We start from the raw sequence: 25,929 nt of genomic DNA, 5'->3' as shown, positions 1-25,929 counted from the left end.
TGACGAATAAGAATGTGCAAAGATACGCCTTTTATAGAAGCTTAAAAAACAGATTATTGTTCATTAAAATGTTAAAGTTTCGTAATTTTTTTTGGAATTTCGGAATGATTGTTGTTATATTTGAGAACATAAACAGTTAAAATCGAGTTGCCTATACCATAAGATTACTTTAAAATTTAACCCCAAGCTAAGATTAAATTCTTTGCCCTTAAAGTAATTATTATGAGACACGAACTTATCACGGACGCTGTTTTAGTTAAGAACTACATGAATGGAGACGAAAGTGCTCTATCTGTCCTTATCCACAGACACAAACAAAAAATTTACAGTTTTATTTATTCAAAAGTCTTTGATAAAGATGTTACTGAAGATATATTTCAGGATGCATTTATTAAGGTTATTAAGAATTTGAAACTAGGGAAATACAATGAAGAGGGTAAATTCTTGCCTTGGGTAATGCGAATTTCACATAATTTAGTGATTGATCATTTCAGGAAAAACAATAGAATGCCGAAGTTTGATAACTCTGGAGATTTCAATATCTTTTCTGTGTTAGGTGATTCGTCATTAAATGCTGAAAAGAAATTAATAAAGGATCAAGTAGATTGTGATTTAAGACGTATCATAGAAGAACTTCCTGTAGACCAAAAAGAGGTGTTAATAATGCGTATGTACAAGGATATGAGCTTTAAAGAAATCTCAGATAGAACGGGGGTTAGCATTAATACCGCTTTAGGTAGAATGCGTTATGCACTCATTAATTTGAGAAAGGTAATTGATAAGAATAATATTGTTTTAACAAACTAAATACAATAAGTTAAGTTTTGTTGCGTTAATGAGGTAATAACAAACTAAAAAACGTAAAATGGCAAAACTTTACTCAGAATGTCCCCAAAAACAAAACAACCTCAATCCAAAAGAAGAAACTATAGATTTTCTTCTAAATTATTCTAAGGCTTTAAGTGTTATACATTGTAATAATTTGAAGTTTGAAGCACTTCAAAACTAAATTTGAAAAAATCCTGAATAGTTAGTCTTCAGGATTTTTTTTTATTTCTTATTGACATAATAATCTTTTAAAACAGAGGCTCTTCCAATGGTTTTGGTGATAATATCATTGTCTAAATCCCATCCTCTGGCTGGCGAATATTCTCTTCCATACCAAATGATCTGAAGGTGTAAATCATTCCATAACTCTTTTGGAAATAATCGTTTAGCATCTTTTTCGGTCTGTACTACATTTTTTCCGTTAGTTAAGTTCCAGCGATACATCAAGCGATGTATATGTGTGTCTACTGGAAATGCAGGAATTCCAAAAGCTTGAGACAATACAACAGCAGCAGTTTTATGACCAACAGCAGGAAGCGCTTCTAGATCTTCATAAGTTTTTGGAACTTTTCCATTGTGTTTATCTATTAAAATATGTGATAAGCCATAAATTCCTTTACTTTTCATTGGAGATAAACCTACTGGTTTTATGATGTCTCTTATTTCTTCAATTGAAAGTTTAATCATATCATAGGGATTGTCTGCCTTTTCAAATAGTAACGGTGTAATTTGATTAACACGAACATCAGTACTTTGAGCCGATAATAATACAGCTATAAGCAAAGTATATGGGTCTTTATGCTCTAAAGGAATAGGAATTGTTGGGTACAATTCATTTAACGTTCTTATTATAAAATCTACTTTCTCTTGTTTGGTCATTGTCGTATATTTGATAAACTCATTTTAATAGCAAAAATAAGCAATATGAATACATTAAAAGCTGGAGATAAAGTTCCAAATTTTACAGTTAACGATCAGGATGGGAATCCAATATCGCTTTCAGATTATAAAGGAAAAAAGTTAGTTGTATTTTTCTACCCAAAAGCAAATACACCTACATGTACAGTAGAAGCATGTAATTTGGGTGAAAATTATAAAGCTTTACAAGATGCAGGTTATGAGATTTTGGGTGTAAGTGCTGATTCTGAAAAACGCCAATCTAATTTTAAAAATAAGTTTAGTTTCCCTTATCCTTTACTTGCAGATACCGAAAAAGAAGTGATAAATGCCTTTGGTGTTTGGGGACCTAAAAAATTTATGGGACGCGAGTTTGATGGCATTCATCGTATCACATTTTTAGTTGATGAAAATGGTGTTGTTACTCGTGTTATTGATAAAGTAAAAGCTAAAATTCATTCAGATCAAATTTTAGAAGAATAATACCTTCAATAGTTTAAAAAAAAGAAACGCATGTTTAATGTTTAACTTGCAGCTTCTTTTTTATTTATGTAATAACTTTTATTCTCCTAAATGAATTTGCTCAGTCTCGCAACCAAAGAGACTTTTTTCTTTAATTAGGTTAGATACACCTTCAGGGAGCATAGTTTCCCATCCATCTTCACCATTGGCAATCATTTTCAATACAGTTCTTGAAAAAACAGATAAAATCGATTCGTCATAGTCTGTAATATCAACTACTTTACCATTGTATTTAAAGAATTTATATAATTCTTTCATTCTAGGATGTACTTTCAAGTTTTCACTATCTGTAAGTGTACCATCATCATTTTGCATTGGATATAAGTACACTCTTAAATCTTTAAAGAATAATTTTCCAAAGGCTTCTAAAATACCACCACTTAAATGACGGTAATATTTCTCATCAAAAATATCTACTAAGTTGTTTACGCCCATTGCTAATCCCATACGTGCTTTAGTATATTGAGAGAAATATTCTACAAGCTTATAATATTCTTGGAAATTAGATATCAAAACGGTTTGCCCAAGAGAACATAATAAACGAGCACGATCCATAAAATCTTGTTCGTCAATTTCGCCTTCGGCTCTCAGATTTGATAATGTAATTTCGAAAATTACCTGAGTTTTGTCGCTATCAACTTTATTTTCTTTAATGAACATTTCATAAGATTTCTTATACATGTCCATATTTACTTTGGTAACAGGTCTGAAGCTACCACGAAGTGCTAAAATATTTTTCTTGTAAAGGACTCTTGCTGGCAATACATTATTTCCATCTGGAGCAAACATTACGGCATCTGTCATACCATTTTTCACCAATTGCAAACTCATTAGACGATTATCTACGTCTTCAAATACTGGGCCTGAAAAATTAATAGTATCAATTTCTACTTGATCTTTATGCAAATGGTCATATAAATAACGAAGTAATTTTCTAGGTTCGTTATATTTATAGAAGGCACCATAAATTAAGTTTGTACCTAAGATACCAAGTGTTTCTTGCTGTAATCTTGCATCATTTTCTTTAAAGCGAATGTGTAAAACAATTTCATTATAACCTTGGTCTGGATCCACTTGGTATTTAATTCCTACCCAACCATGACCTTTGTATTTTTTTGCAAAATCAATTGTAGCTACTGTATTAGCATAGGCAAAGAACATTTTGTTAGGATGTACTTCTCTTTTAATACGTTCTTCTACGAGGTTGACTTCATGGTTAAGCATTTTACGAAGTCGTGCTTCAGTGACATAACGTTTATCGTCTTCAATACCATAAATAGCATCACTAAAGGCTTTATCATACGCAGACATTGCCTTTGCAATTGTTCCTGAGGCTCCACCAGCTCTAAAGAACTGACGAACAGTTTCTTGACCAGCACCAATCTCAGCAAAGGTTCCGTAAATATTTTCATTTAGGTTAATGCGTAAGCATTTCGTTTTTAACGAAGGAATTTCTTCAAACTCTTTATCTCCTTTTAAGGTTATTTCCATCTTGTATATTGGGTTTGTCTACTATACAAAGGTATTAAAATAGGAGGTTAAACTAAAAAAATAAGTTCTATTTTTGCATCAAGTTTATTTATCAATTGAAAGTTACATTTTTAGGCACAGGCACATCTCAAGGCATTCCAGTAATTGGAAGTGATCATCCTGTATGCTTAAGTAACAATCCGAAAGACAGACGATTACGAGTTTCTGTGCTAGTAGAATGGGATGATTATACATATGTTGTAGATTGTGGGCCAGATTTTAGACAACAAATGTTACGTGCAAATTGTAGTAAAATTGATGGTATAGTTTTTACACATGAGCATGCCGATCATACCGCTGGATTGGATGATATCCGGCCGTTCTATTTTCGACAAGGAGACATTCCGTTTTATGCACACAAGCGTGTTTTAAGTGAATTGTCTAAACGGTTTAACTATATTTTCACAACTGAAGATAAATATCCAGGAGTACCAAGTGTTATTCAGTATGAAATAAAAAACGAACCTTTTCTCCTCGGAAATTTAACTGTAGTGCCAATTAATGGCTATCATCATAAATTACAAGTTTTTGGATATCGCTTTGATGATTTTGCTTATCTCACTGATATGAAAACAATAGCAGATGAGGAAATTGAAAAGCTTAAAGGGGTAAAGGTGCTTGTGGTAAATGCATTAAGAGAACAAGAACATTTGTCTCATTTTAATTTAGAAGAGGCTTTAGCTTTTATCGAAAAAGTACAGCCTAAAAGTGCTTATTTAACACATATAAGTCATTATTTAGGTTTTCATGATGAGGTACAACAAAAATTGCCAGATAACGTTTATTTGGCTTATGACAACTTACAAATAGAATTATAGATATGAAGAATAGAATTTTTATGTACTTGTTTATTTTCACATTATTACTTGTGATTTTTCAATTCGTGAATTCAAAGAATATTATTGAAAGTTATGATCAACAACTTACAAGCTATAAAGAGAAGAATGCTCAACTCAAAGATTCAATTCGAGTTATTCAAGATCAAAAAGTTGAGGATATCTATACCTTTAGGTTTGATACCAATGATGCTGCGATGACGCATTGGGAAAATAGAGGGTTTAGAATTTCTGAGTTTATTCCAGTAATAGAAGATGCTTTAATTAGTTTTAATGACTATGATACTGAAGACCATCCATTAGTACCATTTGCTTCCATGTCTGGTGAGAAAATGCGTATTGATCAAATTAGAATGCTCAATCATAAATGGATTATTATCAATTTTACCGATGGAAAGTATTTTGGAGAAATGTTATTGGCTTATGATATGGATGATAAAGGAAACCTAACTTTTAGTGAATTAGGTTCATTATTGTATCAGCCTTAGATTATTGTTGTTCTAACCATTCAGTTCTAGAAATGCTATATACATTATAGATATCATCTACAAGTTTTTCGAAAGTCATTCCATTTTTCTTAGCAACAATTTCAGAACCAATATTATCCACATGCATCATAGATATGAGGTTGTTGCTTAATTTGTGGCTAAAACAAAAATTTTTACATTTTATGGCAGCCTCACGAGCATAACCTTGTCCCCAATATTTTGGTAAAATAGAATATCCTATTTCTAAACGCTCTTCATCTTCAACAGTTTGTATTAGTAGCCCAGCTTGACCTATAAATTCACTAGTAGTATTATCAATAAGCGCATTCATGCCACCTAATCCGTTATCGTATCGATGAAATACTTTCTTGAACCAAAATTCACATTGTTCATGTTGTGACAGTCCAGGAGGCATTCCAAGAAATTTATCTACATGTTTTTCCTTAAATAGAGGTAGCCATGTATTAAAGTCATCAGCAGTGACTAATCTGAAATTTAAACGTTCTGAGGATTCACCTGTTAGAAGGTATTTCATAATTAGTTGATAATCTTAAATGAATCCATAAACACCGAAACTCTTTCATCTGGAACACCAAGATACGTATTCGTATAAACTCGATTATCTCTTTTGAAAATTTGTCCTAAAATCATACCTTTTATACCTTTAGATAAAGCAACTTCTTTAGGCTGTAAAACGAAATATATGCCATTTAAATCTCCATTAACGATTGGTTCTTTATAATCTAATTCAAAATTACTAGACATTCCATACACATAATTTGATACTGATTGCTCTAAAAATTCTTTATCTGGCATTGCTTTGATAGCTTCACCAGGAGCATCAAAGTACTCAACAGAGAAAATTTTATTTGGACCTAACGTAGATCTGTAAGCAAATACTTGAAATTTGTCGACTCCAATTTTATTATCCTGTATACTTAAAACTGGCTCTGTTGGAAATTTAGCAACAAACTTCCCTTGTTTTGAAGCATAAGCTCCAGAAGTAGTTAGATAGATATCGTTGTCATTTTTGCAGGAGGATATACAAATAATGAGGCATATTAACGTGAGTAATTTAAGTTTCATAAATCATAGTCTTTTTTTTAGCCAACTTCTAAATTCATAGAAATTTTGTGGTGCTACACCATGTCCAACTGGAAATTCTGAATAGGTGTGTTTAATATTGAGATTATCTAAAAATTGAGGAGCTTTTCTAGCCCAGTCTACAGGAATAACTTGATCTACGCTTCCGTGAGAACAATAAAAATCTAAATGAGAATAATCTTTGTCTTTAAAGTTGCTATCCATCATATCTTCACTAATATAACCACTTAGTGCCACAATGTTTTTGACTTTTTCAGGGTAAGTCATTGCTACTGCGTAGCTCAAAATTGTACCTTGACTAAAGCCTAATAATGAAACTTTGGTTTTGTCTACTGGGTATTTGTTACAAGCTTCATCAATAAATGCTGCAATCTTGTCTCGTGATCCTATGGCCTGTTCTACGTCATTCCATTTGTTCTGTTGAGCATCAAAATTTATAGCATACCAGGCATTTCCATAAGGTTGCATTGGATGTGGTGCACGAACTGAAATAATGAATAGTTCTTCAGGAAGTTCTTGAGCAAAAGAAAACAAATCATTTTCATCGCTTCCATAACCATGGCACATGATAAGTAATGGAGCATTTTCTTTTAAAGATGATGGTCTCGTAATGTGGTGTAGAATCATAGATTATTGTCCAATAGATGCAAATAGTTTTTGGAAAAAAGGGCCTAGCATTGGAACTTCATTCATTTTCTTGCCAACCGCACCAAAGATTCCGTAGAGAAATAAAACAATAAAGAATATCCAAAAAGACACTGAAACCATCCAGCTATCAAATGCTCCTATAAAATAACCAAGTAACATTTGTAATAACCATAACCCTAAAGCTTGACGAACATGAAACGAAACTAAAGGATTTCGAACTTCACGATTCATAAAAAAGGCAATTAGTGTTCCGATAAGTGTGATATAAGCGACAATAGCTAAACTATCATTATTACCTTTTGATGTGTTTTCCATAGTTTTAATTTAATATCATTTGATTATTTGAAATAATCCCATAAACGGTTCCTTTTAATTCGTATCCTTCAAACAAGGCATTTTTTGATCTCGAAAAGATGTGTTCTTTTGTAAATGTAAAACGATCATTAGGGTTGAATAATGTTAGATTTGCAACATTCCCTATATTGATTGAAGTACTATTAATATTAAATCGATCTTTTCCTCTAGTTAATAATTCTACAGTTTTTTTAATTGTAAATATAGAGTTTAAAGCTCCAAATGCACTTTCCAGTCCAATAGTACCATACATTGCATGATCAAATTCTATCTTTTTGTCTTCAATGTCTATAGGATTATGATCTGTAGTTATCATGTCTATTGTACCATCTTTAACTGCCTCAATGAGTGCGTCAATGTCCTTTTGTGTTCTTAAAGGGGGAAGCACTTTAAAATTGGTGTTAAATGTTTTTAGTTGCTCATCAGTAAATATAAGATTATGTATGGCTACACTACAGGTTACATCTAACTTCTTTTGTTTCGCAGCTCGTATAAGCTCTACAGATTTTGTAGTAGATATTGTAGGAATATGCAATTTTCCTTCGGTATACTCTAGAATAAATAAGTCTCTTGCAACTTGTAACTCTTCGGCTAAGGCTGGATTGCCTTTAAGACCGAGAGAAGTACTCGTTACATTTTCATTCATAACTCCTAAGCCGCTAATCTGTGATTCCTGCGGAAATGAGCACACCAACCCATTAAAATTACTTGCATATTGCAATGCGAGTTTCATCAAATTTGGATTTGTAATAGGATGTTGATAATCATAAAAAGCAACAGCTCCAGCAGTTTGCATGTCGAACATTTCCGCTAACTCTGTTCCGTTACTACGTTTAGTTACTGCTCCAATAGGATAAAGGCTTACGGCATGGTTTGAAGCTTTAGATTTTAAAAAAGTAATATCGGCATATGAATCAATAACTGGATTAGTATTTGCATTTACTGCAACAGACGTAAATCCAGATCGTGCAGCTGTATCAAGTCCGTTATTTATAGTTTCACGTTCTTCATAGCCAGGCTCACCAAAACTCACACTACTATCAAACCAGCCTTGTGACACATGAAGGTTATCTGATCGTATTTCTTTGTAATTTTTTGAATTTTGTATGCGTTTCGAAATATGAGAAATCGATCCTTTTTCTATTAGAATATCAACGGTTTGATTGTGAAAATCGCTTTTAGGGTCAACTATAGTGGCAGATTTTACAAGTACGTTCATTTTAGATATTTTAAGATGAGCATTTCAATGATTAAGAAAATCAATGCAAAAATAACAAACCATTTCCATAGTTCGTTAACATTTGTAGCACTTTTAATCTCGCTTATTGCCGACGCTACTGAATTATCGACAGTAGTATTTGGAATGAGCTGAACATCAAAGTAATTAAGGTTACTTTCATCTCGGTTAAAATTAAAACTTAAATTTTTAAGGAATGCATCTTTATTTTGTACTGAAATAATACCTGCAACATTAGGATAAGTATTAGTAGTTAGCTCTACTTTATTATCATAAGTTTGTTGCAATGGGATTACAGAATTCTCTCCTTTAACTAAGGTGAGAATATCATCTTGTTGCAGTTTTGTTGCTATATCTATTGTGTTTTCTTTTCCAATGGTATAAAATAAGTCCCCAGTTTTTAGACTTTGCTTTCCAATATTGTATAGAATTGGAACTATAAGCGGTGAATTTTTAAAATTTGAGTTTTCAGTATGTAATGCTGCAGATAACCTATAGACATTTCCAGATTGTGACAAAAATGACATGCCGTCTTCATAACTCAAAACAGAAGCAACACTATTGGTAGCATTAGGATAAAATGAATTTACTTTTGGATATTGAAAATTGTTGACACGTTTGTCAAAAACATTGATTAATAATGGGTGAGAAAAATTAATGTCAGTTATTTTCTTTTCAGTAGTATTAGATAGTGTAAAACTCGACAGTCCATATTGCGCAAATACTTGATTATAATTATTTAAATTGATGTTATTTGAAGGGATAATTAAGATTGAACCACCATTATTTGTAAATGCTTTTAGCGCAGTAGACAATGAATTAGGAATATCATTTAACTCATTTAACACAATCAAATTTTGTTGCTCTAATATATTATAATTTAAAGTATTTAAGGTTGTTGAGATATATTCAAATTCATCATTTGCATAGAGTTTTTGAAGATAAGCATCGTCTGCTTCATTGATTACTAATACTTTTATTTTTTCGCGTTGATCAATATTAAAATACATGGTATTGTCATATTGAAGATTCCGGTCTTCTACAACTATTTTGCCATTAAATACAGTATTTACTGGTATTGTGAAATTTGTTAAAGCTTCATCAATAACGTTTACTGATGCCTTGGCTATAAGTTTATCATTGTTATAAAGTGACACAGGAAGAGTTTCGATAGCGCTACCTTGATTTTTTATGCGAACTGTAAGCTCTAAATTTTCAACCGTAGTTTTAGAAATGTAAACACTGTCTATTGCGATATTATTCTGGTTTGTAGGTAGTAGTTGTACTAATTTTATAGTAACTAAGCTGTCATTAGTTGCAGTTATGTTTTGATTTTTTTGTTGAAAATCAGAAACTAGAACTAAATTTTTAATTGCACTTTCATCATTAGAAAACATTTGTGTTCCTTTCAAAATAGCAGCATCGTAGGTCAATTGATTTGGTGAGTGTTTTAATTGAATGAGATCATTTTTAACCGCTTTGATACTTGTGTTGTTGAAATTAACGTCATTAGTAAAAATAGAAATTTGTTCATTCTCGTCTACATTTTCAAGGATGTCTTGTATAGCAGAATTTAATAAACTTCCGTTAGTACTTGGTGATTGCATACTGAAGGAGTTGTCTAAATAGATTACTGTTTCACTCTTAGTATTAAAACTATCAGAATTTGATATGTATGGCTGTGCAAATGCAATAATAGTACAAGCTAATAGAAGTAATCTCGTGATCAAAGTAAGCCATTTTTTTAGCTGAGAACTTTTCCGAGTTTGAATAGTAAGCTCTTTTAAAAACTGAACATTGGTAAAGGCTTCAGTTTTAAATTTTCTAAGTTGAAATAAATGAATAATAATAGGAATAATAAGCAGAAATAGTGCGTAAAGAAGTTCTGGGTGTTTAAACTGCATTCCTATTTTTGGGATTGTTTTTGTTAGAAATCAAATATAGAAAATGATATGCGATTAGTAGCGCATGCTTTTGAGAATTTTAACGTTTTATGGTTTCTTAGCAGAAAAAGAAGTAATCTTTCATGGCTAGCATTTGTTGTGCTTTGAAATATGTTTTAATCTCAATTTGAGATTCTGGGTTAGCAACTGTAACAATACTTTGAGGAGTAGTTAAGTTTTGTAGATGTTCAAAACTGTATAATAATTCATCATAGATATGTTTGCCAATTTTTTTTGGATTATCACATATCCAAGTAAATTTCACATTCTTTTCTTTTAGTAACGTCGCCACTTTTTTACCTTTTTGCCCAGCTCCCCAGACTGTTAATGGTCTAGATGTGTCAAAATCTAATTCTAAAAAGTAATCAAGCTTGAGTTCTAGGAAATGATTCTCAGCATAGTGCTCATCTATTCTTGAAGCTCTTGTGCTATAATCTCTCCAATAATGTAAAACAGATTGACTAGGAATACATTTGATCTGGTGTTTATAGCAACGGAAAGTCAAATCATAATCTTCGGGATAGCGATTAGGCATAAAGCCGCCAATAGCTTTAAGATCGTCTCGATGTAGCATCCAACTAGGAGATGGGATGACACATTCTTTATAAATTTCAGAGTAATTAAGTCCTTGACGTGTCAAGTTGTTGAGCCAAGACTCATATTTTGCATAACCATCTCCTATACCTTTGGCGCTAAAGTATTTCACTAGTCCCAAAGCAATGTGTTCTGGTCCATAGCGCTTTAAGTCTTTTAGCATTGTGCTTAGCTTTTTAGGATGCATAATGTCATCACTATCCATTCTTGTAATATAGTTTCCAGAACTTTCGAAATAGGCTAGACGCAAGGCTTCTATGATACCATATTTATTGTTTTTAAATACTTTTATGCGTTTATCATTTTCCGCGAAAGCGTTAACAATAGAATAGCTGTTATCTGTTGAATGGTCATCAACAATCAATAACTCCCAGTTTTGATAATCTTGGTCAATAATAGAGTTTAGACATTCGGTTAGGTACAGTTCTGTGTTCTTAAAGGGAATGAGTATACTTATTAATTCTTGCTTCATTTTATAAAAATAACCTTTTAACAAAACCTTTGCTAAATTAGTTAGAGCAGATTGTAATTTTGTGTTCTATACATCCAAATCCCTTTAATTAATTATGATGACACGTATTATATCTATTATTTTGCTAAGTGTTTTATTAGTGGCGTGTGGTTCTTCTAAAGATAGTATTGATGATTTAGCAACTACAAATCCAATTGTGACAAAAATTAATTTGTCTGCAATTGTCAATGATAAAGCTCCAGTGAGTATAGATCCAGGTCGTTTTAAAAAGCACATCGTAATATATAGATTGCCTCGCGTGATTCAAGGGTCTTACGAAGTTGATGATTTTGGAAGATATATTGATGATTTTAAAGCCTTTGATTATGAAGGTAATGAAATGGCAGTAGATAAAATTGATGCCAATTCATGGCGTATAAAAAACGCAACTCAATTGGACAAGATTACCTATTTGGTGAATGATACTTTTGACGAAGAAAAGAGCAATAATTTTAGAGAAGGTAATGCACCATTTTCTCCTGGAGGAACTAATATTGAACCTGATAATTATGTGCTAAATTTGCATGGTTTTATTGGATATTTTGATGTCTTAAAGAATGCTCAGTATACTATAGATATTACAGCATCTACAGATTTTGAGCGAACTTCTGCTTTGCAGCAAATAAAGAGTACTATTAGTGCTGATGGCTCACAAACAACAACCTCATATTTTGCGCCTCGTTATTTCGATGTTACAGATAACCCAATGATGTATGGGAAATTAGATGTTGAAGAATTTATGGTGGGCAACATAAGCATTGTGTTAAGTGTGTATTCTCCAAATAAAAAACACACCGCAGATAGTCTTAAGGAAACAGTGTACACTATGATGGAAGCTCAGAAAAGATATTTGGGAGATATAGATAGTACGCAACGTTATGACATATACTTGTACTTATCTGATGGAAGTGATGACGCTCCAATAGGTTATGGGGCTTTAGAACACCATACTTCTACAGTTGTTGTGTTACGAGAAGGAGCAAGCAAAGAAGCCCTAGCTAAGTTAATTATTGATATTGTTTCTCATGAGTTTTTTCATATTGTAACTCCATTGACTGTACATTCAGAAGATGTGCACTATTTTGATTATAACAACCCTACATTTTCGAAACATCTTTGGATGTATGAAGGTGTTACTGAATATTTTGCTCAGCACTTTCAAGTATGTGAAGGCTTAGTAGATATACAAACCTATTGTACAACAATTGATGAACAGATTTTGATATCTAAAGGATATGATGATAGTATGAGTTTTACCGAAATGAGTGAAAACATATTAGAACAGCCTTATGCTGCCGCATATATCAATGTTTATCAAAAAGGGGCTTTAATAGGAATGTGTATTGATATTTTGATGCGTGAGGAAAGTGATGGACGTAGAAGTTTGTTGTCATTAATGAAAGAATTATCTAGTAAATATGGTATAGAAAAACCTTTTGAAGATGATGCTCTTATTGATGAAATTACAGCAATGACATATCCTTCTATTGGCGAATTTTTAAAAACACATGTAGTTGAAGGCACACCAATTAATTATGACGTGTTTTTTAATAAAGTAGGGTTGCATTATGCCGATGTTGAAACAGAAGCTTTATACATGCAGTCGGGAAGTGGTTTGTTATTTGAGGTCAACATGGATTCTAGGGATGTTTTTTTTAATAATGCTGTCAAAGACAATAGTTTTTGGGTAGAGCAAGGTGTTACACCCAATGATGTTTTAAAATCTGTTAACGGAATTATAGTTGTTCCTGAAAATGTGAATACAATTATGAAACAAATGTATAGATGGAAAGTTGGTGATGCAATACATGTTTCTATTGAAAGAGATGGAAAGGTAATTGCCATCCAAACAAATCTCACTCCTGCATATACAAAGGTTAATGGGTTGACTATAAATGAGAATGCTACAGAAAGCCAAGTTAAGCTTAGAAAAGCTTGGCTTAAGGGATAGAATAAAGAATTTCTAGAAATTTATATGCTAATAATGGGTTTAGCTGCTAAGGTTTAAAACCCCTCAAAAACCCCTAGACCAAATAAAGCAAAGTCATATTTTACTGGGTCTTGAGGAGCAAACTGTCTTAATGAGCTGTCAAGTTCTAGAAGTGCTTTTCCATCATTTTGTTTACGTTTAAGTAGTTTAAGTTGTCTTGCAACATTACCGGAATGCACATCTAATGGACATGATAGTATAGCAGGGGAGATGCTCTTCCATATTCCAAAATCAACACCATTTTGGTCTTGTCTAACCATCCATCTTAAAAACATATTAATCCGTTTTGCTGCAGAGTTTTTCAAAGGATCACTAACATGCTTTTTAGAGCGTTCAAGATGATTAATTTCGAAGAAATGTGTCTTGAACTGATGTATAGCGAATTGTAATGAATCCTTTTCAGCATATTTTGAAAACACAGCTTCAAGTCCGTTATGTGATTTGTAGATATGGTGTAAGCTTCTTACAAACTGAGCAAAATCTTGTCCGTTAAATGTTCTATGAACAAAGGGTTTAAGTGTCTCTAGGTCTTTATCTTGATGATTCATTATATAATCGTAAGGAGATTGATCGAGTAAATTCATCATACGATGGGCATTTTTGATAATGCTTTTTCGGTTTCCCCAAGCGATGGTAGCTGTTAAGAATCCAGCGATTTCGATATCTTCCTTTTTTGAAAATTGATGAGGCACTTGAATAGGGTCACTTTCAATAAATCTGGGATGATTGTATTGTATGACTTTGGCGTCTAAAAAATCTTTGAGGTCTTTTTTATTCAAATTGAAAAGATAAGTAACAAATTTACAGTTCTTTCAATATAATTACAATGAAACTATTATTTTTGATTATAATTCAATACACACCTATGAGATCTATAATATACATTCTTGTGTTGACCCTTTTTGTAGTATATGGCTGTCAACGTGTTAAAGATAAAACTCAAGATACGATTAATGCTGGAGGCGAGATTGTTGGAGAATCTGCAGCAGAATTTGTTGAAGGTATTTCTGAGGGTATTGATAGGAGTCTAGAATGTAGAATTGAATTGTCTAAGTCATTATTAGAAAAGGGACTCGAAACAGGTAAGTATTCTATTACTAATAATCCTGCAGGAGGAAATGATAATCTATTAACGCTATACCTCATTTTTAATCAAGATTTTAATGATATTCTTTATATCAAGGTCTATGATAAAAACGGACTAGAAACTGGACGAGCAAAGCTTGAGGTTAAAGGGGAGAAGGGGTTTGCTGATTATTTTGATTTTACATTTGGAAAACGTGTGGAAATAGAAGCTAAAAGCCTAATCCAAGTAGAATTACGACAATAACTTATCCAACAATTTTACCATCTATCATGGTTAATTTTCTATCTGCCATATTCGCTAAATCTTCATTATGAGTAACAATAACAAAGGTTTGTCCAAATTCATCTCGTAATTTAAAAAATAGGTTGTGAAGGTGTTCTGCAGATTCACTATCTAGATTCCCAGAAGGCTCATCGGCAAATATTAAATCAGGATTGTTAACTAAAGCTCTTGCAACAGCTACGCGTTGTTGTTCTCCACCAGAAAGTTCGTTGGGCTTATGGTTATAGCGATGAGATAATCCTAAAAAATCTAATAATTCTTTAGCGCGAGTTTCAGCTTGAGCTTGTGATTTTCCTAGGATATATGCCGGAATACAAACATTTTCTAATGCAGTAAATTCAGGTAGTAGTTGATGAAACTGAAATATAAATCCTATATGTTTATTCCTAAATTTTGCTAAGGCTTTATCATGTAATTGAGGAATAGACTCGTTATTGATAATTAAAGTGCTTGATGCGTTTTTTTCAACCTGATCTAGGGTTCCTAAAATTTGAAGTAAAGTAGTTTTACCAGCTCCAGATGCACCAACAATCGAAACAACTTCTCCTTTTTCGATGTCTAAATCAACACCTTTTAAAACGTGTAAATCTCCGTAATATTTGTGAATATTCTTAGCTGTTATCATCTGGTTATAATGAACTTCGAAAATACTACTTTAAAATGAAAAATGGTAATTAAAGAATATTCGAGTTGGGATCCATGTTTTCAGACAACTTACTTAGTTTATCGATATTATTGTTTTTCTTTTTAAAGATGTTTTTTAAGCCGCCATAATCAATAAAATACTGTAATCTAATTGATAAAATATGCTGCATATCCTGATCTAACAACGTATTTAAGCTGTCAAAAAAGCTTTCATCTGCCATAGAATCAGAATTGAATAATTGATTTCTGTATAAAGCAGTCAAGAAGCTTCCTGGAGCAAATTGCCAAGAGTAGCTAAGGTCGATATTCCAAGTGCTAAAATTTACATCAGATGTATCCAGTCCTAATTGATCGAATGTGTTTGTTGATTTTAATAATCGTCCGTTATCCTGTAAAAAATATGGATTATCATCATATTTCACTGTTGTCCAATAGTTTCTAAAGGTTAAGTTTAAAGAGTTAAACGGATTAAAGTTGTATCCTGCAGATACTCTATTCACTATAGTTTTTTGATCTCGTTGCCCAAATATAATTTCATCATCAATACTATTAGAGTTGTTAGCATAACCACGATCTCCTAATTCATTTTGATAGTTGAAAGAGTAGGAAACTAAAAATTTATCATTGAACTGAATTCTTGGACTAATTCCAAACCATAATTGTGTGTTGTCACGACCGTCTTCAAATATCTTTGAGCCACCAATATTGGCGTCTAAAGCCAATGGTTTGTTATAATTTGTAGAAATCCAAACATTTCCATTGAGTCTATTTTCATAAATAAAGAATCGCTTATTCTCAAAGTCCCGAGGTTCAAAATAATCATATTGCTTACCCATTTGGAAATTTAAATTTCCACCAAAATCCATCAATTCTTTTTTAGTTTTTCCGTAGACATTTATACCTGCATTTTGACCAGTAAATGTACTAGGTCTATATAATCGTCTGTAATTATACCAGGTATTAATTCTGAAATTATTTAATTTCTCAGTAGGTTCAAAAATTTGGTATGAAGCATCAACTCCTATATTATTAAAATTGTTTCTAAAGTTTAGCCCAAGATCATTAATGTTGTAATTTTCATTGGCAAAACTATGATCAAAACTATATCTAAATTTACCATGTGCTTTTCTAATAAAGAAAAATGAACTTAATCCAGTTTCGACACCTGTTGATAGATTACGATTACTCATTTTTAGATCACCTCTAATATTATAGGTATTTCGTTTATTAAAAATATTGGCAACTAGAGCAGTAACATTCGCATCCCTAAAATGACCTTCACGTAATACATTAGTATTAACAATACCTATAGAAGAGTTGCCATTAAATTGTTGATCTAACACTAAAATATTATAGTTTGTGAAGGGTTCTACAGTTTCAGTTCTAGATTCACCTGTATCGAGGTTTCGAATTCTAGCATCGGTTTTTTCTGTAATGGCATTAAAAAAACCAATTCCTAAGCCCTTTTTGGTTCTTCCTGAAACTTTAATTGCGTTTAGTACCTTTACTTCATTAGGGTAATCAGTAAGTTCTTCGTTTTCTGCTAAATCAACATTGCCTGTAGGAGCATTACCAACACGTCTTGAAAAGAATAAATTTCCTTTACTAAATAAGTCTACACCTTCAGTAAAAAACTGACGTTGATCATTAAATGTTTGCTCAAAAGGACCAAGATTTAGACTTAAATTATCAAATCCAGCTTGACTAAAATCAGGAATCAATGTAGCATCTAAAGTGATATTTTCGGTAATACCATATTTAACATCCATTCCTAAGTTAAAATCTGGTTTATCCATATTATCAAACACAGTAGATGCAAATGGATAAAGATTGAGACGAACAGGAGCTTCTATATTTTTTATGCCTTTTAACTCACCATGATACAAACCTATATTACCTTTTGTAATATCAAAAGGATTCCAAGTATATTGAGAATTGTCACGTTGAAAACGTCTATGAAACTGGATGCCCCAAGTTTCGACATCTGTAGAAAAGCGTAAGGCACGATAAGGAATTTTCATTTCTACGGCCCAACCATCATCATTAATTTTTACAGCGCTATCCCAAACTGCATTCCAGCCAAAATCTTCACCATTACTCGGGTTTGCTACAGCATCAGCTTGGGTTCCAGATGTAAATACAAAGAATTCTGTGTCGTTTTGCGCATCATTATTTGGATTTAAAACTAACCCAAAAAAATCTGATTGTCCAAAATTATCTCGACTAGTAAACTGTTTTGAAATAAGTGCTGGGTCATCATACATATAGGCAGCAACATAAATACCAGTATCGTCATAAGCCATTTTAACAATGGTCTTTCTTTCTTCTGTAGCAACTAATCCCATGTCTGGTCTAAACTGCACAAAGCCTGTGGCTATATCTGCATCTTTCCAAACGATGTCGTCCAAAATTCCGTCAATTTTTGGAGCTGAATTGGTGCGTTTGATTTGCAATTGTTTTTTCTCAATAACCTCTTGAGGTTCTGGATCTTGTGCATAAATAGAAGTGCACAATAGTAAAGTAATGATGAATGTTAAGCGAAAATTCATTTTAGTTTGATTGATGATTAGTGACTGATTATAATAAGGACACTAAAAAAAATAATTCGTTACAGTTAGGTGTACAAATCTACCCATGATAGATGCCATTTTATCATAACCAAACGTTAAAATGAAAATGCTATTGTTAATCTTTTTATAATAATATCTTAAAATTTTTGTCTGATTTTTTTTACTTACATTTAAAGAAATTAATAAGAGTATACAATGCCGTATCAAAAATTTGAAGAATATAACATCAAAGTTACAGATGACGTTAAAGAGCGTTATGAACAAATAATTAAAGATCTTGGTGAAGATACAACTAGGGATGGTTTGCAAAAAACTCCAGAACGGGCTTCTAAAGCCATGCAATTTTTGACTCAAGGTTATGACCAAGATGCCGCACAAATTTTAAAAAGTGCCATGTTTAAAGAGTCTTATAACGAAATGGTTATCGTTAAAGATATCGAGTTGTATTCGCTTTGTGAACATCATATTTTACCTTTTTTCGGAAAGGCACACATAGCTTATATCCCTAATGGGTATATTGTGGGGTTGAGTAAAATACCGAGAATAGTTGATGTGTTTTCTAGACGATTGCAAGTACAAGAACGTTTAACAGAACAAATTTTGGATTGCATTAACAATACATTAAAGCCAGAAGGCGTTGCCGTTGTTATTGAAGCGTCTCATATGTGTATGATGATGCGTGGTGTTCAAAAGCAAAACTCTACAACAACAACCTCTGGTTTTAGAGGTGCTTTTAAAAATATGGAAACACGAACCGAGTTTTTAAAACTCATTAGTGAAAAATTGTCGTAATGTATTATTTGGAATGCTATTTGCTTTGAAATTAGTAAATTATAATACACTTATGAATTTAGAAAAGATTTCAAAAAACAAAAAATTAATACTTAGCCTTGTGTTTGATGCTATTGGGGTGATTCCATTCATTGATTTGCTTTGGGCACCATTGTCTGGGTATTTAATGACCAAACTATATAAGGGAAATATGGGTAAACTTGCTGGTATCTTTACTTTTGTTGAAGAGATTATTCCTGGAACAGACTTTATTCCGTCCTTTACTATAATGTGGTTTTATACCTATGTGTTTTCTTCAGAAAAAAATACTGGTGACACCATTATTGATATTAACTAAAACTACCATTTCGAGCACTATTGAAATATTCATAGTGCTCGAAATTGTGGTAGTCTTTTTTACAAGGTGTAGTTTAGACCAACACTAATATTACGTCCCATATTTAAAACTCTATCAGATTTTAATCGTGATAAATGATTTATAAACTGTTCATTAGTAATATTGTTTGCGGCAATTGATATTTCCATATTATTTTTAAAGACTTTAATGGTGCCTCCTAATCCAGCACTTAGTAAATTATAGCCATTAGTATTAGTCTCAAAATCACTTACATTGTTTTGATCAAACGTATTACTATATCTTATAAATGTATATCCTTTTTTTAGCCATTTTTTTTCAAACTCTACTCTTAAGGTATTATTTAATGTATTTGCTGGTATCAATGGAAGATAACTATCGTCATCCAATTGTCCTGTGACAGTTTCAAAGCTTGATTCTACATGTAACCAATCTAGAGGATGAGGGTGGAAATGAAATCCAAATTCTCCACCATATAACCTTGCATTGTCTTGTAGGTATAAGAAAACAGGGTCATCGTCTATAAAATCTCCATTTGGGCTTAAGAAGATATAATCATTGATACTATTATAAAACGCATTTGCAAATACTTCCACATGATCATTTTTAAATTCTAAACCAAAATCTATTTGAAAGTTCTGTTCGTTATCTAAGTTAATATTTCCAACTTCATAACGGTTAGTGCCTTCATGGGTACCATCGGATGCTAATTCGGCTAAATTTGGAGCTCTAAACCCAGTTGCTAAATTTAAACGAGCAGTAACATTTTCAAAGACATTAGTTTTTAAGCCAAAAGCTCCATTAAAGCTATTAAAATCCTTATCAATTTGTGAATCAATATTGATATGGCGATGATCATAACGAGCTCCTAATTGGATGTCTAATTTTTCAAAATGAATATGCGCAGTTGCTAAAGCACCAATATCATTAGTTGTAGCATTTGGTATGAGTTGTTCCTCTCCATAATTGGTGTTGATTTGATTCATTCCTTGAACACCTATAATTGTTTCAAATCGGCCAATGTCAGGAAGATTGTATTGTACATTATAATTAAAGGTTTTTAATTTCATATGAAGGGCTGGAGCTTCATCCTCATCATGATCTTCCTCATCATGATCTTCGTCATCATGATCTTCGTCATCATGATCTTCATCGTTGTCGTGTTCATGATGATGATCTTCGAATTCTTTTCTGTCATTGTAAATGTACCCCAAGGTAATATCTAAGCTAGAATCATTGAAAAATACTGTAGATTTCGAACTAAATATATGATTGGTCAATTCTTGAAAAGGTTCTAGGGGGGTAGTGTTGGTGTTTTGAACACCAATCTCTTCTGGGATTCCAAGTTTTGAACGATTTATATTATAGCGGAGTTCCGTTTTAAACTTATTTTTCTGGTATCCGACTCCGGCTTTAAAATCTTGTTCTCTAAATCTTGAATTTGTAACTCGGTATTTGTCAGTCTCATAATCAGAATGCTCAGCAACACTTCCTCGAAATAAAAATTTGAAATTTGATTCAGAAGATTTAAATGCTGCACTTGTATTGTAACCTTGTGTATTAGAAAAATAAGTGGCACTTAAGTTTCCTTCAGAAGTGTTTTTTGAAACAAAGCGTTCAGGGTTGAGATATAAAACACCTCCAAGTGCGTCACTTCCATAAAGAAGTGATGCAGGTCCTTTTATAACTTCTACACTTTCTATTCCTGCATCACTAATACCAAGACCATGTTCGGCGCCAAATTGCTGATTTTCAAGTCTAATACCTTGAGTGTAAACTAAAACACGATTTGAACTTAAACCTCTAATAACGGGTTTCCCAATACTAACACCTGTGCTAACACTAGATACGCCTGCAATATTTGTTATTCCTTCGGAAAGATTTACAGCACCTTTAGCTTTTAATTCTTTCACGCTTTGGCGTTCTACTTTCATTACGTTGTCACTTTGTAGTTTATGAAATGGGGTAGAAATGATGATTTCTTCCATTTCAATTGCCGAAGGTTGAAGTGCGACTTCCAATGTTTCGATAACTGGGAAGCTTAAGGTTTTTAAATAAGTTTCGTAACCTACATAAGAAATTACGACTTTATGATTTCCGTTAGGTATATCGTCTAATGTAAATTCACCATTTGCATTAGAAGTTGTTCCTTTTTCGAGTTGTGGTAAATATACATTAGCAAATACTATAGGTTCTTGGTGTTTTGCGTCTGTAATTTTTCCATTTAATGTATGCTGTCCGTAAACGGATTGTAATACTATTATGCATAGTATTACTAAACTGTATGTTGTTTTCATTTTAAGTTTAATAGTTAAATAAGATTTTTTTTTAATCTGATGTAATTAACTATTAATAGGTGGACCACGAAGAGAAAAATGTAGCCGTTGATACTCACTTAAAAAACTATAGTAAGTAAATGTAGATTTATGATTATCTTCAATTGAAAACAAATCATAATTAGTAGTAGAAATTGTGCTCTCAGTTTGAATTTTAAATTTATAAAAATCACAATCGAAATCTATATTATGAAAATGCGTTTGATTTTTTTCTAAACAAACTTCATGTTCATGATTATGTGCTAAGGCATGAGATAGTTTTACTGCAGATGGAAGTAGCAACGTGAAAGCTAACAATAATGTAGCTATACGTTTTGATATGTGATAATCTTTTTTTGCCATTAATCGATAAACTTTCCTAATCCAAAGCGTTTTAGCATTTTCTTTTCAAATTCCCAGAAAAATTTGAATTGTCCAAAAAGCCAACCAAATGAAACTAAAAGTATTTGATAGAAAATGAGCCCAATGATAATAAATAAAACCCAATAAAGAAAGGGGTTTAGGTTTTCTTTAGTAATTCCGAGTAACTTAATGATTGGTCGACCAACGAACATAGATGATGATCCGGTAATAGCAAACACAATAAATATGCGAATCATTTCCCATCGATATGTAACAACCCATTTATTTTCTAATTTTTTAAAAAGGAATAAAGCTATTTTTAAAAATGCAATAAAAATTAATACAGCTAAAACAATGGTAATGATTGTGTGGTATGATTTGGTGAGTGCAAATGATAACTTATAAGCACTATATATAAGGCCTACAAGACCTAGTAAAGGAAATATAAGTTGCCAATTATGACGAATATCCCAGTTTGTTTTGAAGTCGTTTAACATAGCAAAATTTTGCCATGCAAAGATACTCTAAATTCTAGGAATTATAGTGGATAATTTTTGATTATAAGTTAATTGAAAGTATATGAAATAGTTATATAACTTATAGTTTACATCATAACCATAATTAATATTGGGTTGATAATCAATTCGCATTTCATATAAATTAGGGTCAAACTGATTAACCTGCATAACTCTACTGTTCCATTCTCGAACGAAAATATTATTTCTAGCCTCCATAAAAGACTGCGAGTAATAGCCTTCGGGTCTCGCAATTGAGGCTAACCAAGCATTAAATCCTGGTTCAATAATTATGATTTCATATTCGATATCATCATTTGCGATTCTAACAACGTCTTCCTCTGGAGTTTCTGTTTGAGTTGAACGATCAATACTTGTTTGAGAAGCTCCACAGTTCATTAGAACTAATGCTAAAAAGAATAAGTAGATGTAATGTTTCATTACTTTTTGTTTTAAAGTTACAAAAATCATTCCTTTAGTTTTTGAAAATCATTTTGTTGATTATTATTAGTTCAAAAGTATATAGGGCTGTCTACAGATAATACTAATAATGAGTGAACATAGCCTTTGAATGAGTAAACTAAATTTTAAATACTAAAAAAGCCAAACACAGGGGTTTGGCTTTACTATATATAGGTTTTGAAATATTATTTTCCTCCAAAAAGTCCGCCTAATAAACTTCCTAGACCTCCACTTTTCTTACCTGCGTTTCCTAATACCATTCCTGCAACATCGTCAATCATGCTTCCGTCACCATCTGCATCTAGTATTTTTTCTAAGAAACTTTGTTCTTCTTTAGCTTCGTTACCACCAAGTAACCCACCTAATAGACCGCCTAAGTCACTTGAAGAATTAACCTTTTGTTGCCTTGTTTGCTTTCCTAATACTCCCATTAGTATTGGTGCAGCAACTTTAAGAATGTTTGCAACAGATCCTAAATCTAATCCTGATTTTTCACCGATAATTTTTTCAACTCCCTGTCTTTTGTTGCCAAGAACATGGCCTAAAATTTTGTCGCCATCATCGACAACCTCTTTATCAACTCCGCCACCAAACAATCCACCAAGGTTGTCTAAGATGCTACCATCGTGTTTGTTACTAAGCGCTCCCATTAATCCTTCTGCACCTTGAGGTGTAGAAGCATTTCGCTCCATTGCTTTCATTAATACTGGCAGAGCCATTGTTAAAACACTACTAGTTTTGTTTTGATCTGTTCCTGTAGATCCCGACACTCCACTAATAATAGTTTTTCCAAGGTCGCTGTTTAATAAGTCTAAAATTCCTGACATAATTCGTTTAAAATAAGATTAATATAAAATTGGACATGTAATTTACAAAAAAAAGTCCTAACATTATGTAGGACTCATTATTTTTAATTTGGTCACATATGACCTAAAAACTATTTTAGAATACTAATAATTTGATCAGCTAATTCGGTTCCAATTCTATCTTGAGCTTCATTAGTTGCAGCACCTGTATGAGGGGTTAATGACAATGCTGGATTCATCAAAAGCTGAATTTCAGGCTTTGGTTCTTTTTCAAAAACATCTAGGGCAGCTCTTGCTACTTTACCACTTTCAATAGCTTTAACTAAGGCTACTTCATTTATAACACCGCCACGAGCCGCATTTGCTAAAATTACGCCATCTTTCATTTGATTAAATTCAGCTTCATCTATAACGTATTCTTTTTGTGCTGGGACATGAAGTGTTAAAAAGTCTGATTGCTTTAAAACCTCTTCTTTTGAAATAGTTTTAATTTCAAAATTAACTTTTTGACCATCAAAAAAATCTAACTCTAAATTAGCTTTTTCTAAATATGGGTCAAAAGCAACAACCTTCATTCCGGCCCCAATGGCAACTTTTGCGGTAGCTTGACCAATTCTGCCAAACCCTAAAACACCTAAAGTTTTACCTTTTAGTTCTGTTCCTTTAGCGTATGCTTTTTTCAATCCTTTAAAGTTAGCATCTCCTTCCAAAGGCATATCGCGATTTGAGTTATGTAAGAAGCGTGCTAAACCATAAAAATGCCCAAAAACTAATTCAGCTACCGAATGTGATGATGCAGCAGGTGTATTTATTACATGTAAACCCTTGCTTCGTGCATAATCTACGTCAATATTATCCATGCCTACACCACCTCGTCCAATCACTTTTAAACTTGGGCAGTTGTTAATTATATTTTTTCTAACTGTTGTAGCGCTTCGTACCAGAAGCACAGCAATCTCATTTTCATTAATAAAGTTTTCTAATTGCTCTTGTGCAACTGTTGTTGTTAAAACTTCAAAACCGGCTTTTTCTAAGGCGTCAATTCCGCTTTGAGATACACCGTCGTTTGCTAATACTTTCATTTATTTTTATTTATGCTTTTCTTTCTAATTCACTCATAACATCTACTAACACACCAACACTTTCAAGTGACAATGCATTATACATAGATGCTCGGTATCCACCAACACTTCTATGACCGTTTAAACCATTGATTCCTGCTTCTTTAACCATAGTTTCAAAGGTTTCTTTTAAATCTTCGTTAGCTAGAGTAAAGGTTGCATTCATAGTTGAACGGTCTAATTTTGTTGAAAACCCTTTAAATAATGGATTTAGATCAATTTCCGAATAAATCAATTGTGCTTTCTTGTCATTTTCTTTTTCAATTGCAGATATTCCTCCTAAATTTTTAAGCCACTCAAGAGTTAGCATAGAAGTATAAACAGCAAATACAGGAGGTGTATTAAACATGCTGCTTTTACCGATATGAACTTTATAATCCATCATTGATGGAATCTTACGAGATACTTTACCTAGCACGTCTTCTTTGATTACAACTAAGGTTGTCCCTGCTGGTCCCATATTTTTTTGAGCGCCAGCATATATGATATCAAATTTTGAAAAGTCTAACTGACGTGAAAAAATATCACTACTCATATCACAGACCATAGGAATAGGAGAGTTAGGAAACTCTTTCATTTGTGTTCCGAAAATAGTATTGTTAGATGTGCAGTGAAAGTAATCATAGTCTGTAGGAATATCGTAACCCTTAGGGATGTAGTTGAAATTTGCATCTTTAGATGATGCAACTTCATAAATATCATCATAGATTTTAGCTTCTTTAATAGCTTTATCACTCCAAGTACCTGTATTTAAATAACCTGCTCTTTTTTCTAACATATTTAAGGCTACCATTAAGAACTGAGTACTAGCTCCACCTTGTAAGAATAAGGCTTTGTACCCTTTGCCTTCTAAGCCTAAAAGCTCTAAAGCCAAAGCTCTAGCATTCTCCATGATATCTACAAAAGGCTTACTCCTGTGGGAAATTTCTAGCAGAGATAATCCGTTGTCAAAATTTATTACAGCTTCAGAAGCTTTTTGCAGTACACTTCCTGGCAAAACACATGGTCCTGCACTAAAATTATGTCTTTTCATCTGTTTGATACTATTAGAGTTATTTGAGATCAAATTTGGGTTTCAAAAATATCAAAAGCCATTTTGGTTTTCAATATCCACAAAGGTGGGAAATTCTGTAA

The 25,929-nt window shown here is 32.5% G+C and carries 28 protein-coding genes; 9 read left to right on the top strand and 19 right to left on the bottom strand.

Annotated features, from left to right (window positions below):
* Window positions 1–222 precede the first annotated feature (222 nt).
* Together ACTU6T_RS15090 and ACTU6T_RS15085 are read left to right on the top strand one after the other, a co-directional pair.
* Complete coding sequence (locus ACTU6T_RS15090; RefSeq protein ID WP_460219027.1) at window positions 223–807, top strand: RNA polymerase sigma factor; 585 nt, start codon at window positions 223–225, stop codon at window positions 805–807.
* Between the two features lie 58 nt (window positions 808–865).
* Window positions 866–1,009, top strand: a complete 144-nt coding sequence (locus ACTU6T_RS15085) for a hypothetical protein (protein WP_204345264.1) — start codon at window positions 866–868, stop codon at window positions 1,007–1,009.
* 41 nt (window positions 1,010–1,050) lie between these two features.
* Here ACTU6T_RS15085 and ACTU6T_RS15080 read toward each other — a convergent pair whose 3' ends face one another.
* Window positions 1,051–1,707 (bottom strand): endonuclease III domain-containing protein, encoded by a 657-nt coding sequence (locus ACTU6T_RS15080; RefSeq protein WP_460219026.1) that lies wholly within the window; start codon window positions 1,705–1,707, stop codon window positions 1,051–1,053.
* Between the two features lie 45 nt (window positions 1,708–1,752).
* On the opposite strand from ACTU6T_RS15080, the gene bcp reads away from it, so the two are divergent.
* On the top strand, window positions 1,753–2,208 hold the full coding sequence (bcp, locus tag ACTU6T_RS15075) for a thioredoxin-dependent thiol peroxidase (RefSeq protein WP_460219025.1): 456 nt from the start codon (window positions 1,753–1,755) through the stop codon (window positions 2,206–2,208).
* Window positions 2,209–2,286: 78 nt separating this feature from the next.
* On the opposite strand, the gene ACTU6T_RS15070 is transcribed toward bcp, so the two are convergent.
* A complete protein-coding gene (locus tag ACTU6T_RS15070; protein WP_460219024.1) occupies window positions 2,287–3,738 on the bottom strand; it encodes a TonB-dependent receptor in 1,452 nt (483 codons plus the stop codon).
* A gap of 95 nt (window positions 3,739–3,833) precedes the next feature.
* On the opposite strand from ACTU6T_RS15070, the gene ACTU6T_RS15065 reads away from it, so the two are divergent.
* Together ACTU6T_RS15065 and ACTU6T_RS15060 are read left to right on the top strand one after the other, a co-directional pair.
* A complete protein-coding gene (locus ACTU6T_RS15065; RefSeq protein ID WP_460219023.1) occupies window positions 3,834–4,595 on the top strand; it encodes an MBL fold metallo-hydrolase in 762 nt (253 codons plus the stop codon).
* Window positions 4,596–4,597: 2 nt separating this feature from the next.
* A complete protein-coding gene (locus ACTU6T_RS15060; protein ID WP_460219022.1) occupies window positions 4,598–5,101 on the top strand; it encodes a hydrolase in 504 nt (167 codons plus the stop codon).
* A gap of 1 nt (window position 5,102) precedes the next feature.
* Here ACTU6T_RS15060 and ACTU6T_RS15055 read toward each other — a convergent pair whose 3' ends face one another.
* The 7 genes from ACTU6T_RS15055 to ACTU6T_RS15025 form a co-directional block, all read right to left on the bottom strand.
* The gene (locus ACTU6T_RS15055) at window positions 5,103–5,636 is read right to left on the bottom strand and encodes a GNAT family N-acetyltransferase (protein ID WP_460219021.1); all 534 of its coding nucleotides are present in this window, start codon (window positions 5,634–5,636) and stop codon (window positions 5,103–5,105) included.
* Between the two features lie 2 nt (window positions 5,637–5,638).
* Window positions 5,639–6,187 (bottom strand): hypothetical protein, encoded by a 549-nt coding sequence (locus ACTU6T_RS15050; protein ID WP_460219020.1) that lies wholly within the window; start codon window positions 6,185–6,187, stop codon window positions 5,639–5,641.
* 3 nt (window positions 6,188–6,190) lie between these two features.
* A complete protein-coding gene (locus ACTU6T_RS15045; RefSeq protein ID WP_460219019.1) occupies window positions 6,191–6,832 on the bottom strand; it encodes an alpha/beta hydrolase in 642 nt (213 codons plus the stop codon).
* A 3-nt stretch (window positions 6,833–6,835) separates the two neighbouring features.
* Complete coding sequence (locus ACTU6T_RS15040; RefSeq protein WP_460219018.1) at window positions 6,836–7,168, bottom strand: hypothetical protein; 333 nt, start codon at window positions 7,166–7,168, stop codon at window positions 6,836–6,838.
* Between the two features lie 4 nt (window positions 7,169–7,172).
* Complete coding sequence (locus tag ACTU6T_RS15035; protein ID WP_460219017.1) at window positions 7,173–8,426, bottom strand: dihydroorotase; 1,254 nt, start codon at window positions 8,424–8,426, stop codon at window positions 7,173–7,175.
* Window positions 8,423–10,348 (bottom strand): BatA domain-containing protein, encoded by a 1,926-nt coding sequence (locus tag ACTU6T_RS15030; protein ID WP_460219016.1) that lies wholly within the window; start codon window positions 10,346–10,348, stop codon window positions 8,423–8,425. The genes ACTU6T_RS15035 and ACTU6T_RS15030 overlap by 4 nt, the downstream gene beginning before the upstream one ends.
* 97 nt (window positions 10,349–10,445) lie before the next feature.
* On the bottom strand, window positions 10,446–11,453 hold the full coding sequence (locus tag ACTU6T_RS15025; protein WP_460219015.1) for a glycosyltransferase family 2 protein: 1,008 nt from the start codon (window positions 11,451–11,453) through the stop codon (window positions 10,446–10,448).
* Window positions 11,454–11,550: 97 nt separating this feature from the next.
* Between ACTU6T_RS15025 and ACTU6T_RS15020 the strand changes: the two genes are divergently transcribed.
* Window positions 11,551–13,443 (top strand): M61 family metallopeptidase, encoded by a 1,893-nt coding sequence (locus tag ACTU6T_RS15020; RefSeq protein ID WP_460220779.1) that lies wholly within the window; start codon window positions 11,551–11,553, stop codon window positions 13,441–13,443.
* Between the two features lie 53 nt (window positions 13,444–13,496).
* Here ACTU6T_RS15020 and ACTU6T_RS15015 read toward each other — a convergent pair whose 3' ends face one another.
* Complete coding sequence (locus ACTU6T_RS15015) at window positions 13,497–14,261, bottom strand: TIGR02757 family protein (protein WP_460219014.1); 765 nt, start codon at window positions 14,259–14,261, stop codon at window positions 13,497–13,499.
* An 86-nt stretch (window positions 14,262–14,347) separates the two neighbouring features.
* On the opposite strand from ACTU6T_RS15015, the gene ACTU6T_RS15010 reads away from it, so the two are divergent.
* Window positions 14,348–14,812 (top strand): hypothetical protein, encoded by a 465-nt coding sequence (locus ACTU6T_RS15010; RefSeq protein ID WP_460219013.1) that lies wholly within the window; start codon window positions 14,348–14,350, stop codon window positions 14,810–14,812.
* A 1-nt stretch (window position 14,813) separates the two neighbouring features.
* Here the strand turns inward: ACTU6T_RS15010 and ACTU6T_RS15005 are convergent, their stop codons facing one another.
* Both ACTU6T_RS15005 and ACTU6T_RS15000 read right to left on the bottom strand, forming a co-directional pair.
* Window positions 14,814–15,476 (bottom strand): ABC transporter ATP-binding protein, encoded by a 663-nt coding sequence (locus ACTU6T_RS15005; protein ID WP_460219012.1) that lies wholly within the window; start codon window positions 15,474–15,476, stop codon window positions 14,814–14,816.
* A gap of 49 nt (window positions 15,477–15,525) precedes the next feature.
* Window positions 15,526–18,045: a DUF5916 domain-containing protein gene (locus tag ACTU6T_RS15000; RefSeq protein WP_460219011.1), complete on the bottom strand. Its 2,520-nt coding sequence runs from the start codon at window positions 18,043–18,045 to the stop codon at window positions 15,526–15,528.
* Window positions 18,046–18,261: 216 nt separating this feature from the next.
* Between ACTU6T_RS15000 and folE the strand changes: the two genes are divergently transcribed.
* Together folE and ACTU6T_RS14990 are read left to right on the top strand one after the other, a co-directional pair.
* Window positions 18,262–18,858, top strand: a complete 597-nt coding sequence (gene folE, locus ACTU6T_RS14995; protein WP_460219010.1) for a GTP cyclohydrolase I FolE — start codon at window positions 18,262–18,264, stop codon at window positions 18,856–18,858.
* Window positions 18,842–19,195 carry a hypothetical protein gene (locus ACTU6T_RS14990; protein WP_460219009.1) on the top strand — a complete coding sequence of 118 codons (354 nt, stop codon included), beginning with the start codon at window positions 18,842–18,844 and terminating at the stop codon, window positions 19,193–19,195. The genes folE and ACTU6T_RS14990 overlap by 17 nt, the downstream gene beginning before the upstream one ends.
* Before the next feature lie 59 nt (window positions 19,196–19,254).
* Here ACTU6T_RS14990 and ACTU6T_RS14985 read toward each other — a convergent pair whose 3' ends face one another.
* The 7 genes from ACTU6T_RS14985 to serC form a co-directional block, all read right to left on the bottom strand.
* Window positions 19,255–21,510: a TonB-dependent receptor gene (locus ACTU6T_RS14985; RefSeq protein ID WP_460219008.1), complete on the bottom strand. Its 2,256-nt coding sequence runs from the start codon at window positions 21,508–21,510 to the stop codon at window positions 19,255–19,257.
* A gap of 45 nt (window positions 21,511–21,555) precedes the next feature.
* On the bottom strand, window positions 21,556–21,891 hold the full coding sequence (locus ACTU6T_RS14980; protein ID WP_460219007.1) for a hypothetical protein: 336 nt from the start codon (window positions 21,889–21,891) through the stop codon (window positions 21,556–21,558).
* Entirely contained in the window at window positions 21,891–22,388 is a 498-nt protein-coding gene (locus tag ACTU6T_RS14975; protein ID WP_460219006.1) for a DUF6787 family protein, read from the bottom strand. Before ACTU6T_RS14975 ends, ACTU6T_RS14980 begins: the two co-directional genes overlap by 1 nt.
* Window positions 22,389–22,415: 27 nt before the next feature.
* Window positions 22,416–22,847, bottom strand: a complete 432-nt coding sequence (locus ACTU6T_RS14970; protein WP_460219005.1) for a DUF6146 family protein — start codon at window positions 22,845–22,847, stop codon at window positions 22,416–22,418.
* 206 nt (window positions 22,848–23,053) lie between these two features.
* Complete coding sequence (locus ACTU6T_RS14965) at window positions 23,054–23,695, bottom strand: DUF937 domain-containing protein (RefSeq protein ID WP_460219004.1); 642 nt, start codon at window positions 23,693–23,695, stop codon at window positions 23,054–23,056.
* A 110-nt stretch (window positions 23,696–23,805) separates the two neighbouring features.
* Window positions 23,806–24,756: a D-2-hydroxyacid dehydrogenase gene (locus tag ACTU6T_RS14960; protein WP_460219003.1), complete on the bottom strand. Its 951-nt coding sequence runs from the start codon at window positions 24,754–24,756 to the stop codon at window positions 23,806–23,808.
* A gap of 10 nt (window positions 24,757–24,766) precedes the next feature.
* Window positions 24,767–25,828: a 3-phosphoserine/phosphohydroxythreonine transaminase gene (gene serC, locus ACTU6T_RS14955; RefSeq protein ID WP_460219002.1), complete on the bottom strand. Its 1,062-nt coding sequence runs from the start codon at window positions 25,826–25,828 to the stop codon at window positions 24,767–24,769.
* Window positions 25,829–25,929: the final 101 nt, after the last annotated feature.

The organism is Psychroserpens citreus (assembly GCF_055686305.1).
Note: the sequence above shows the minus strand (reverse complement) of the source record. Positions and strands in the feature narration are given on the sequence as shown.